The organism is Amycolatopsis vancoresmycina, from assembly GCF_000716785.1.
In the GTDB taxonomy this organism is placed as follows: Bacteria; Actinomycetota; Actinomycetes; order Mycobacteriales; family Pseudonocardiaceae; genus Amycolatopsis; species Amycolatopsis vancoresmycina.
In genome coordinates this window covers 50,227-61,684 of the sequence record NZ_JNYY01000010.1, presented here as the reverse complement: position 1 = coordinate 61,684, position 11,458 = coordinate 50,227, and the positions used below count along the sequence as shown (strand labels likewise).

Genomic DNA, 11,458 nt, shown 5'->3' with positions numbered 1-11,458 from the left:
GCGTTAGTGTGCCCAGTATGACAGGAACCGTCGACGTTGCCGAGATCGCCGAGCTCGTCGGCGACGCCGAAGTCGTCGCCATCGGCGAGAACAACCATCACATCCGCGAGTTCGGTGTGCTGCGCGACCGCCTCCTGCGCCACCTCGTCACCGAGCGCGGGTTCACCGTGCTCGGGTTCGAGGGCGGCTTCCCGGAGGGGCGGCTGGTCGACGCGTGGCTGCAGGGCGGCCCGGGTGAGGTCGCCGACATCGCACGGGACGGCTTCACCTTCGGTCTCGGCGACTCCGCCGAGGTGCACGAGATGCTGACGTGGCTGCGGGGCCGCGGGGTCCGGTTCTTCGGGCTCGACGTGCCGAGTTCGGCCGGTTCGCCGGTGCCCGCGCTGCGGGCGGTCCGCGAAGTCCTGTCGCGAGTGGACCCCGCCAACGTGTCCCTTGTGGACACGGCGGTGGCGGCGTGCGAGCCGTACGCGTCCGTGAGCAGTGCGGTCGCGCCGGGCCGGTACCAGGAGATGACTGTGGCAGCGCGGGACGCGGCCACTGCGGCACTGTCCGTCCTCAAAGGACACGTCGAGTCGCTGGCGCCCGAAGCCGCGCACGACGCGGAAGGCGCGCTGCGCGTCGACCTGTACCTGCGGGAGCTGGACGCGCTGATGGCGGGCCGGGCGCCCGAGCCGCAGAGTTCGTCGCGGGACACGTACATGGCGGCCACCGTGCGGCTGCTGCGGCGGCAGTTCCCCGGCGAGAAGATCGTGCTGATGCTCCACAACGGACACCTCCAGCGCGTCCCGTTCTCGCCGATGCCGGGCATGACGGCGCCGTCGGCGGGCACGCACCTGGCCGCGGAGCTGGGCGATCGCTATTTCGCGCTGGCTCTGACCGCCGTCTCCGGGACGACGACCGGGCTGGCACCCGACCCGGCGTTTCCGCTGGGGTTCCGGATGTTCGAGCAGGCCCTCGACGAACCGGCGGAAGGCAGCGTCGAGGCGCTGCTGGCTTCGCGGGCCCCGTGCGTGGCCGCGCATCCGGCGGCGTCGGGGATCCGGCACGCGCACATGACACCGCCGGTCGACGTCGCGGCCGCGTGGGACGCCGTCGTCTGCCTGGAGAAGCAGGAAACGATTTTCGGCGGTGCGGCCGGGTAGGTGCGCCCGTTCGGCTGATTGCCGTAGCGCCCGGGGTGGGCGTTTCCTACCGGTATGGCCGGGCGGAGGCGGGCGCTGATCGTCGCCAACGGCGAGTACGACAACGCGGGACTGCAGCGGCTGGGCTCGCCCGCGGCGGACGCCGACGCCCTGGCCGGGGTGCTCGCCGACCGGGCGATCAGCGACTTCGACGTGCGTGTCGTGCGCAACGAGGCCGCGTACACGGTGCAGGCGGAGATCGAGGACCTCTGCGTGGAGGGCAAGCCCGATGACGTCCTGCTGCTGCACTTTTCGTGCCACGGCCTGAAGGACGACACGGGCGCGTTGTACTTCGCCGCCCGCAACACGCGTCCCGACCGGCTGCGGTCGACGGCGGTGCCGGCGCAGTTCGTGCAGCAGTGCATCCGGCAGAGCCGGTCGCGCAGCATCGTCCTGCTGCTGGACTGTTGTTACGGCGGCGCGTTCGGCCAGGGGGTGGCGATCCGGGCGGCGGGCGACGCGAACGTCCTCGACAGCTTCCGCGGCGGCCGCGGCCGGGCGGTGATCACGGCGTCGAACTCGATCGAGTACGCCTTCGAGGGCGCAACGCTGGCCTCGGACGAGCCCGCGCAGCCGTCGGTGTTCACGTCGGCGCTGGTGGAGGGCCTGCGCACGGGCGAAGCCGACCGCGACGAGGACGGCTGGATCGCCCTGGGCGAGCTGTACGAGTACCTGTTCGACCGGGTTCGCGAGCGCAACCCGAAGCAGACCCCGAGCCGCGACATCGAGATGCAGGGCGAGCTGTACCTGGCGAAGAGCCGCCGTCGCCGCATCAAGCCCTCGCCGGTCCCGGCGGACTTGGCGGCGGCGATCGGCGCGGAGAACCCGTTCACCCGCCTGGGCGCGGTGGCGGAGCTGCGACGCCGGCTGGCGAGCGACAACCTGCCGGTGGCGGTGGGCGCGTTCGAGGCGCTGAAGGCGATGGTGGCAACGGACATCGAGCACGTGGCCGCGGCGGCGGCGGACGCGATGTCGTTCGCGGTGGTGCGGGTGGACGCGGGTTCGTTGAGCTTCGCGGGCGACGTGGTGCGGAGGCGGATCCGGCTGCTGGGGCCACCGGTGGCGCGGGCCTGCCGGTTCGAGGCGTCCCACGGGTGGATCGAGGTCCGGGAGACCGGCGAAGGCGCCGAGGTGACGGTGACACCGGGGGCCGGGGTCCGGCGGGGGAAGGTGGTGGTGACGGGACCGACGGGCGAGACGGTGGTGGAGGTCGAGGCAGCGGCGGCGCCGGGGCAGCCAGAGGCGACGGCAGCTGCCGGGACCGAGGTGGCACCGGGTGAGGAGACGGAGCCGGAGCCGACCGTCGGCTCGGTCCGGGACACGCCGACAGTGCCGGAGTCCGCCGCCGAACCCCCGGCCGCTGGAGCGCCGGAGCCTGTTACTGCGCCGGAATCCGGAGGTGCGGGTCCCGCAACCGCGCAGGCCGCTCCCGACCCGTCGCCCGCCGAGCCGCAACCCTCTCCGCACCGCGTCCGCTCCCTCGACCCGGCCGCCGCGTTCGGTGCCGTTCTCGCCGTTGCCGGTGGTGTCTTCGCGGTCAACGGTCTCCCCATGGCCTACCGCTACGGCGAAACCCTCGCCTACTACCGGCCCGGCCTCGATGTCTACGTCGTGTTCACCGCGCTCTTCGCCCTGCTCGCCGGGGTCCTCTCCCTGGTTCCGCGGACCCGGCAGCGGACCGGCCCCGCGTTGCTGCTCGGGCTCGGGGTCGCCGCCCTGTCCGGGCTCGTGCGCTTCGTCGGGGATCTGATCCTCTTCTCGGCCGGTGATTCGGCGGCCGAACTGGGCGCCGGGTACTTCTTCGAGCTGGCCGGGCACACCGTCTGGGTCGTTGCCGGCCTCTGTGCGGTGGCCGCGCTGCGCCGGACCGCCGGGCTGGGCCGCGGGCCGGTCAGCGGCCGGCCTGCGCGGGGTGCGGTCGTGCTCGGCGGGGTCGTCGCGGCCGGGTGGGTCGTCCAGTTCGGCGAGGTGGCCGGGTACGACGCCGAGGCCGCCGGGCGGGCCGCGCCGCTGTTCGTGCTCTGCGTCCTGGTGGCGGCTGCCGTGCCCGCCGTTGCCGTGGTGCTCCGGCCGCGTTCGGTTGGGTGCGTCGTGCTGGCGCTGGGGACCGCCGGGCAACTCGGCACGCTGATCCCGGCGCTCGTCGCCTCGCTGGGTGGTTCCTCCGTCACCGTGGCCGGCCAGGTGATCGCCGTCGTGGCTCTCGTGCTGCTGGCGGCCGACACCGTGGTGCTGGTCCGGCGGAATCAGCCGAACGGGCGACCGCTCTGACTTGTCGTCCGGACACCGCCGGGGTACCACGACGATCATGAGGATGCTTCTCGCGGCCGTGGCCGTGCTCGCCGGCCACGTCTCGGGCAGCGGCGTGCAGCCCGATCCGCCCAGCTGGGGCCTCGACCGGATCGACCAGCGCACCGGCCTCGACCACGCCTACCACTACGCGACCGACGCCTCGGGCGTCACCATCTACGTCATCGACAGCGGCGTCGACGCGCAGCACCCCGACTTCCAGGGCCGCGTCGCGCCCGGGCGGGACTTCCTGAACGGCGGCTCCGACACCACCGACACCAACGGCCACGGCACCCGCCTCGCCGGCATCGCCGCCGGCAAGGACTACGGCGTCGCGAAGGGCGCCCAGATCGTGCCCGTGCGGGTGCTCGACAAAGACGGCGGCGGCGCCACCGACCAGATCATCGCCGGCCTCGACTGGGTCGCGCAGAACGCCCAACAACCCGCCGTCGCCGTCCTCGGCATCGGCGGGGTGGCGAACGACCGGCTCGACGCCGCGGTCAAGCGGCTGGCCGAGGTGGTGCCGATCGCCGTCCCGGCGGGCAGCGAGACCGCCGACGCCGGCGGCTTCTCGCCGGGCCGGGTGCCCGAGGCGCTCACCGTCGCCGCCTCCGACGCCCAGGACCGGCCGGACAAGACGTCGAACTCCGGCCAGGACGTCGACCTGTACGCCCCGGGCGCCGGCATCCCGTGCCCGATCGCGGGCGGCACCGGCGCGGGCCCGGAGTCCGGCACGTCGATGGCGGCGGCGTTCGCGGCCGGTGTGGCCGCGCTCTACCGCGCCCAGCACCCCGGGGACACCCCGGCCCAGGTGGACGAAGCCCTGGTCGACGCGGCCACGCCGGACGTCCTCAAGGGCGTCCCGGACGGGACCGCCAACCGGCTGCTTTACGCGCCCGCCGGATCCTGAAAAGCTGCCCAGACCACTCGCCCGGCAACCCTCCGCGACGCATGATGTCCATCACCCGGGACTGAGCTCCCGCAGAGCGGGAAGAACCGGGTAACGTGCGTTGACTTACCGATCCAAGAGGGAAGGACCGGGCATGTTCCGCAAGGTTCTGGTGGCCAACCGCGGGGAGATCGCGATCCGGGCGTTCCGCGCCGGCTACGAACTCGGTGCGGGGACGGTCGCCGTGTTTCCGCACGAAGACCGCAACTCGCTGCACCGCCTGAAGGCCGACGAGGCGTACGAGATCGGCGAACCCGGTCACCCCGTGCGCGCCTACCTCTCGGTCGACGAGATCGTCGCCGCGGCGAAGAAGGCGGGGGCCGACGCCGTCTACCCCGGCTACGGGTTCCTCTCGGAGAACCCCGATCTCGCGCGCGCGTGCGAAGAAGCGGGCATCACCTTCGTCGGGCCGAGCGCCGACATCCTCGAACTCACCGGTAACAAGGCCCGCGCGGTCAAGGCCGCGCGCGAGGCCGGCGTGCCCGTGCTCGGGTCGTCCGAGCCGTCCAGCGACGTCGACGCGCTGGTCGCCGCGGCCGAAGAGCTCGGCTTCCCCGTCTTCGTCAAGGCCGTCGCCGGGGGTGGCGGGCGCGGGATGCGCCGCGTCGAGGACCCCGCCCTGCTGCGCGAGTCCATCGAGGCCGCCGCGCGCGAGGCCGAGTCCGCCTTCGGCGACCCGACCGTCTTCCTCGAGAAGGCCGTCGTCGAGCCGCGGCACATCGAGGTGCAGATCCTCGCCGACGGCGAAGGCAACGTCATCCACCTCTTCGAGCGCGACTGCTCGGTGCAGCGGCGCCACCAGAAGGTCGTCGAGCTGGCGCCGGCGCCGAACCTCGACCCCGAGCTGCGCGACCGCATCTGCGCGGACGCGGTCAAGTTCGCCAAGCAGATCGGCTACCGCAACGCCGGCACCGTCGAGTTCCTGCTCGACAAGCAGGGCAAGCACGTCTTCATCGAGATGAACCCGCGCATCCAGGTCGAGCACACGGTCACCGAAGAGGTCACCGACGTCGACCTCGTGCAGTCGCAGCTGCGGATCGCCTCCGGCGAGACCCTCGCCGACCTCGGGCTGGCCCAGGACAAGATCTACCTGCGCGGCGCCGCCCTGCAGTGCCGCATCACCACCGAGGACCCGGCCAACGGCTTCCGCCCGGACACCGGGATGATCTCCGCCTACCGCTCGCCGGGCGGCTCCGGCATCCGGCTCGACGGCGGCACCGCCTTCTCCGGCACCGAGATCAGCGCCCACTTCGACTCGCTGCTGGTCAAGCTCACCTGCCGCGGCCGGGACTTCAAGACCGCCGTCGGCCGCGCCCGCCGCGCCGTCGCCGAGTTCCGGATCCGCGGGGTCGCGACGAACATCCCGTTCCTGCAGGCCGTCCTCGACGACCCGGACTTCCGCGCCGGCCGCGTCACGACGTCGTTCATCGAACAGCGCCCGCAGCTGCTCACCGCGCGGCAGTCCGCCGACCGCGGCACGCGCCTGCTGACCTACCTGGCCGACCAGACGGTCAACAAGCCGAACGGCGAGCGCCCGAAGACCCCGGACGCCACGCTCAAGCTGCCGAAGCTCCCGAAGGACGCCGAGCCGGCGCCGGGTTCGAAGCAGAAGCTCGCCGAGCTGGGCCCGGCCGGGTTCGCGGAGTGGCTGCGGAAGTCGCCGCACATCGGCGTCACCGACACGACGTTCCGCGACGCACACCAGTCGCTGCTCGCCACCCGCGTCCGCACGAAGGACCTCCTGGCGGTGGCGCCGGTCGTCGCGAACACGCTGCCGCAGCTGCTGTCGCTGGAGTGCTGGGGCGGCGCGACCTACGACGTCGCCCTGCGGTTCCTCGCCGAGGACCCGTGGGAGCGGCTGGCCGCGCTGCGCGAAGCCGTGCCGAACATCTGCCTGCAGATGCTGCTGCGCGGGCGCAACACCGTCGGGTACACGCCGTACCCGACCGAGGTGACCACCGCCTTCGTCCGGGAGGCGACGAAGACCGGCATCGACATCTTCCGGATCTTCGACGCGCTCAACGACGTCGAGCAGATGCGCCCGGCCATCGAAGCCGTGCGCGAAACCGGGACCGCCGTCGCCGAGGTCGCGCTCTGCTACACCTCGGACCTGTCCGACCCGGGCGAGAAGCTCTACACGCTCGACTACTACCTCAAGCTGGCCGAGCAGATCGTCGGCGCCGGGGCGCACGTCCTGGCGATCAAGGACATGGCCGGGCTGCTGCGCGCGCCCGCGGCGACCAAGCTGGTCACCGCGCTGCGCAAGGAGTTCGACCTGCCGGTGCACATCCACACCCACGACACCGCGGGCGGTCAGCTGGCCACCTACCTCGCGGCGATCAACGCGGGCGCGGACGCCGTCGACGGCGCGGTCTCGTCGATGGCGGGCACGACGTCGCAGCCGTCGCTGTCCTCGATCGTGGCGGCCACCGACCACTCGGCCCGGACCACCGGTCTGGACCTGCGGGCGATCGGCGACCTGGAGCCGTACTGGGAGAGCGTACGCAAGATCTACGCGCCCTTCGAGGCCGGGCTCGCGTCGCCGACCGGGCGCGTCTACGACCACGAAATCCCCGGCGGCCAGCTGTCGAACCTGCGGACGCAGGCCATCGCGCTCGGCCTGGGCGACCGGTTCGAGGACATCGAGGCGATGTACGCGGCCGCGGACAAGATCCTCGGCCACCTGGTGAAGGTGACGCCGTCGTCGAAGGTCGTCGGCGACCTCGCGCTGCACCTGGTCGGCGCGGGCGTCTCGCCGGCCGACTTCGAGGCCGAGCCGAACAAGTTCGACATCCCCGACTCGGTGATCGGCTTCCTGCGCGGCGAGCTCGGCGACCCGCCGGGCGGCTGGCCGGAGCCGTTCCGCACCAAGGCCCTCGAAGGCCGGGCGGCGGCGAAGCCGGTCGTCGAACTGTCCGAAGAGGACCGTGCCGCGCTGGCGGAACACCCGCGCCGGACGCTCAACCGGCTGCTGTTCCCCGGTCCGACGAAGGAATTCGAAGCGCATCGCGAGGCGTACGGCGACACGTCCGTGCTGCCCAGCAAGGACTTCTTCTACGGGCTGCGCCCGGGGGAGGAGTATTCGGTCGACCTCGAGCCGGGCGTGCGGCTGCTCATCGAGCTGGAGGCCATCGGCGAGGCCGACGAGCGCGGCGTCCGCACGGTGATGTCGACGCTGAACGGCCAGCTGCGGCCGATCCAGATCCGCGACAAGTCGATCGCCTCGGACATCCCGGCGACGGAGAAGGCCGAGAAGGGCAACCCGAAGCAGGTCGCGGCGCCGTTCGCGGGCGTGGTGACGCTGCAGGTCGCCGAGGGCGACACGGTCGAAGCCGGCGCCACGGTCGCGACGATCGAGGCGATGAAGATGGAGGCCTCGATCACGGCGTCCACCGGCGGCAAGGTGGGCCGCCTGGCGATCACGAACGTGCAGCAGGTCGAAGGCGGCGACCTCCTGCTCGTCCTCGAGTGAGCCCTCGTGAGTGGTAAGGCGCGTTAGAACGCGCCTTACCACTCACGACCGCGGAGCGGCCGCGATACGCTCGGCGGATGCTGATCAACGCGGTACCGCAGCGGCAGGGCGCGGTGGGGCCGCGCGCGGCGGAGTTGCCGGACGGCTGTCTGGCGCTGGCGGAGCTGGCCGGGCACGTGCTCGGCCGGCCCGTCCACCACGTCCGCCAGACGCGCGCGGTGTCCGAAGTGGACGGCGGGATCGCGTCCCGTGCCGTGCTGACCGGCCCGAACCGCGCGGCCCAGCTGGCCGCCCTGGAGGCTCCGGGTGGGCCGGTCCTGACCATCGGCGGCGACTGCGGTGTCGAGCTGGTCCCGATCGGGGTCGCGCGGTTCCGGTACGGGCCCGGGCTCGGCGTCGCGTGGTTCGACGCCCACCCGGACCTGAACACGGCGGATTCGTCGCCGTCGGGCGCGTTCCACGGGATGGTGCTGCGGTCGCTGTTCGGGGAGGGCGACCCGCAGTTCGCGGCGGACCCGGCGTTGACGCCCGGCAACGTCGCTCTCGCCGGAACGCGGGTGTTCGACCCGGAGGAGCGGGCGGCGGTGGCCCGGGGGCTGGTGGTCGAGTCGCTCGGCTCCCTGGCCGGCGTGGAGCGGCTGTACGTGCACGTGGACCTGGACGTGCTGGACCCGGCGGAGTTCCCGGGGCTGAACTACCCGGAGCCCGACGGCTGGACGATCGAGCGCCTGGTCGCGGAGCTCGACGCGCTGGCGCGGTTCGAGGTGGTCGGCGCCGGGATCACGGAGTGCGTGGGGACACCGCGCGAGGTCGAGGTCCTGGAGCCTGTCCTGTCCGCGATCGGCCGCCTGCTCGTGAGTGGGAAACAGGGTTAGAACACTGTTTCTCACTCACGAGCGGTAGGCGGAGCGGACGGCGTCGAGGGCGGTGTCCAGGTCGGCGCCGAGGTCGCGGGCCGTCGTCGCGAAGTCCGCGGCAGCGGAACGCAGCAGGGCGCCGGGGTCCGGGCGGCTCGGCGGGATCGTCACCACCGTGCCGCGGGCGCGGGCCGTCGTCACCCAGCCCGCCGCCTCCAGTTCGCGGTAGGCCCGGGCCACCGTGCCCGACGCCAGGCCCAGGTCCCGGGCCAGCTGGCGGATCGGGGGCAGCCGGGTGCCCTCGGGCAGCGCCCCCGTCGTGACCGCGCGGACCACCTGATCGTGCACCTGCCGCCACGGTGCCAGGCCGGTCTCGGTGTCGATGACGATCTTCACGCCGCGGCCGGCTGCCGTTTCACCGGGGCCGTGACCGCCAGGAACGCCGCCAGGCCGGCCACGACGACCAGGAACGACCCGAAGTCGCCGGCCGGCCAGCCGATCGCCGTGCACGCACCGATGCCCAGCCCGATCGCCACCCGGGCGCTGCGGCTGCGCAGCGCCCGGTCGGTGCGCGGCTCGCCGACCGCCGGGCGGCGCACCGCGAGCAGGACGATCGCCGCGCACACCACCGCCGTGCCCGCGGCCACCGCCAGCAGCTTCCACTGGGCCGTCAGCCCCAGGTGCACCAGCGCCCCCGCGGCCGCCAGCCCGCCGAGGACCAGCACCCACGCCGGGACGACGTCCCGCAGCGTCCGCGGGGCCAGCACGGCCTCCCGGCGCGGGCCGCGGGCCGGGCGCTGCGCCAGCAGCTCGGCGATCAGGCCGCCCAGCAGCAGCGTGACGACGATCGTGCCCGCGCCGGCCTCGTCGAGCAGCGGCGGGATCGCGATGAAGAGCCAGGGGTACCAGAACCGGCGCCGCTTGAGGTACCGGACGGCCAGCGCGACCTCGCCATCACCCGGCTCGGCCACGCCCCAGCGTTCCAGCAAGCGCTTACCGTGCTTCTCGCCCGGCCAGAGCACGATCAGGATCGCCAGCCCGATCAGGCCCGTGAAGAGCGCGACAGCGAGCACGTTGTCCCACGGCATGCCGTACCTCCCGAAGCTTGTATCAACCACATGATACAAGAGGGCTGCGTAACCGCAGCGCGGGGCGCTCGTTACGCCGTTCGTCCGTTCGCACGCACGTTCCGGTGCACTCGGCGGGACGTTTGTCAGCCGATCGCAGCCCCGCCCGGCAAAATTTGTCATCCGCGTGACAAGAAATCGGTTTTCTTTCACGGACGTGACACGTTTGGCGTTGGTTTTTCGATGTGCTCGTTGTCACCCCGCAACAGGCGCGGGGTGCCCGGTCGCGGGTGCTCCGCGGCCGGATTCCCGGGGCGGAGCGAAGGAGCTGCGATGTCGGTGGAGCGCGGATTCGAACACGCTGCGCCGCCCGCCGCACTGCCCCGCAAGCTCGCTGACATCCTGCGCCCGGAGCTGGCCAGTCTCGCTGCCGAAATCGTCGAAGAAATCCGCGCGACCATCCCGGCCTACGCCCGCCCGCTCGACGGGCCCTACGGCAAGTCGATCCGGGCCGGCGTCGAGTACGCGATCACGTTGTTCGTCGCGCAGATCGCCGACCCGACCGTCTCGAAGGAACAGTCCCACGAAGTGCACCACCGGCTGGGGCAGAACGAAATGCGCGAAGGCCGCAGCCTCGACACGCTGCAGTCGGCCTACCGCGTCGGCGCGCGGGTGTCGTGGCGGCGGATCATGCGCGTCGGGCGGCGGAGCGGGCTTTCCTCGGCGGTGATGTCGCAGCTGGCCGACGCGATGCTGGCGTTCATGGACGAGCTGGCCTCGGTCGCGCTCGACGGCTACCTGGAGGCCAAGGCGCGCACGGCGGGCGCGCTGGACACCTGGCGCCGCAAGCTGCTGCACCTGATCCTCGAGACGCCGCCCGCGTCGCCGAAAGCGATTGCCGAGCTGGCCCAGCTGATCGGCTGGCCGGTGCCGTCGGACGCGACGCCGGTGGCGGTCTGCCCGGCCGGCGGCGTCGCCCCGGCCCGCCGCCACGCCGGGCTGGACGCCGACGTCCTCGCCGAACTCGACACCGCTGACCCGAAACTGGTCGTCCCCGGTGAACTGAGCGGCGCCCGCCTGGCGGCGCTGCAGGTGGCCCTGCCGGACTGCCGCCTGTCGATCGGCCCGTGCGTCCCGCTCGCCTCGGTGGCGGATTCCCTGCGCTGGGCCCGGAACGCGCTCCAGCTGGCCGAGCGCGGCGTCCTGGCGGCCCGCCCGGTGCTGCGCGCGGAGGAGCACCTCGCGACCCTGCTGGTCAACAGCGACACGGGCCTGGTCGGCACGCTGCGGCACCGCCTGTTCGCCCCGCTGGCGGACATGACGGGCAAGCAGCAGGAACGGCTGCTGGAGACGCTGCGGGCGTGGCTGGACAGCCAGGGCAACGTGGTGGAGATCGCCGAGCGCCTCGGCGTCCACCCGCAGACGGTCCGCTACCGCATGCGCCAGCTGCAGGCGACGTTCGGCGAGAGCCTGCGCGACCCGTCGGCGCGGTTCGAGATGGAGCTGGCGCTGCGGGCCGGCGCGGCCCCGCTGCCGCTGCGGTACCCGGTCAGCGACCTGCTGCCGTCGCCGCGGTCGGGCGGCTCCCGTCCACAGTGGACTTCCAGCTGACCGCGGGTGCCGCCCCGGTGCGGGGCGGC

8 protein-coding genes are annotated in these 11,458 nt (G+C 72.9%); 6 read left to right on the top strand and 2 right to left on the bottom strand.

Translation table 11 applies throughout. The features are described 5' to 3' along the window. The first annotated feature begins 17 nt into the window (after positions 1-17). The 5 genes from OO60_RS24725 to OO60_RS24705 all read left to right on the top strand — a co-directional run bounded on the left by OO60_RS24725 (position 18) and on the right by OO60_RS24705 (position 8,769). Positions 18-1,145, top strand: a complete 1,128-nt coding sequence (locus OO60_RS24725; RefSeq protein ID WP_003091955.1) for an erythromycin esterase family protein — start codon at positions 18-20, stop codon at positions 1,143-1,145. Between the two features lie 54 nt (positions 1,146-1,199). After that, on the top strand, positions 1,200-3,455 hold the full coding sequence (locus OO60_RS24720; protein WP_003091952.1) for a caspase family protein: 2,256 nt from the start codon (positions 1,200-1,202) through the stop codon (positions 3,453-3,455). A gap of 43 nt (positions 3,456-3,498) precedes the next feature. Further along, on the top strand, positions 3,499-4,383 hold the full coding sequence (locus tag OO60_RS24715) for a S8 family peptidase (protein ID WP_003091948.1): 885 nt from the start codon (positions 3,499-3,501) through the stop codon (positions 4,381-4,383). A 133-nt stretch (positions 4,384-4,516) separates the two neighbouring features. Next, entirely contained in the window at positions 4,517-7,894 is a 3,378-nt protein-coding gene (locus OO60_RS24710) for a pyruvate carboxylase (protein WP_003091945.1), read from the top strand. Positions 7,895-7,971: 77 nt separating this feature from the next. After that, positions 7,972-8,769, top strand: a complete 798-nt coding sequence (locus OO60_RS24705) for an arginase family protein (RefSeq protein WP_003091942.1) — start codon at positions 7,972-7,974, stop codon at positions 8,767-8,769. A 15-nt stretch (positions 8,770-8,784) separates the two neighbouring features. Here the strand turns inward: OO60_RS24705 and OO60_RS24700 are convergent, their stop codons facing one another. Together OO60_RS24700 and OO60_RS24695 are read right to left on the bottom strand one after the other, a co-directional pair. Then, complete coding sequence (locus OO60_RS24700) at positions 8,785-9,147, bottom strand: GntR family transcriptional regulator (RefSeq protein ID WP_003091940.1); 363 nt, start codon at positions 9,145-9,147, stop codon at positions 8,785-8,787. Continuing rightward, the gene (locus OO60_RS24695) at positions 9,144-9,839 is read right to left on the bottom strand and encodes a hypothetical protein (protein WP_003091937.1); all 696 of its coding nucleotides are present in this window, start codon (positions 9,837-9,839) and stop codon (positions 9,144-9,146) included. Before OO60_RS24695 ends, OO60_RS24700 begins: the two co-directional genes overlap by 4 nt. A 312-nt stretch (positions 9,840-10,151) precedes the next feature. Between OO60_RS24695 and OO60_RS24690 the strand changes: the two genes are divergently transcribed. Beyond that, positions 10,152-11,429 (top strand): PucR family transcriptional regulator, encoded by a 1,278-nt coding sequence (locus tag OO60_RS24690; protein ID WP_033262171.1) that lies wholly within the window; start codon positions 10,152-10,154, stop codon positions 11,427-11,429. Positions 11,430-11,458: the final 29 nt, after the last annotated feature.

Coding starts and splice junctions, on each gene's coding strand:
- OO60_RS24725 (WP_003091955.1), top strand. CDS start 18: ATGACAGGAACCGTCGACGTTGCCGAGATCGCCGAGCTCGTCGGCGAC.
- OO60_RS24720 (WP_003091952.1), top strand. CDS start 1,200: ATGGCCGGGCGGAGGCGGGCGCTGATCGTCGCCAACGGCGAGTACGAC.
- OO60_RS24715 (WP_003091948.1), top strand. CDS start 3,499: ATGCTTCTCGCGGCCGTGGCCGTGCTCGCCGGCCACGTCTCGGGCAGC.
- OO60_RS24710 (WP_003091945.1), top strand. CDS start 4,517: ATGTTCCGCAAGGTTCTGGTGGCCAACCGCGGGGAGATCGCGATCCGG.
- OO60_RS24705 (WP_003091942.1), top strand. CDS start 7,972: ATGCTGATCAACGCGGTACCGCAGCGGCAGGGCGCGGTGGGGCCGCGC.
- OO60_RS24695 (WP_003091937.1), bottom strand. CDS start 9,839: ATGCCGTGGGACAACGTGCTCGCTGTCGCGCTCTTCACGGGCCTGATC.
- OO60_RS24690 (WP_033262171.1), top strand. CDS start 10,152: ATGTCGGTGGAGCGCGGATTCGAACACGCTGCGCCGCCCGCCGCACTG.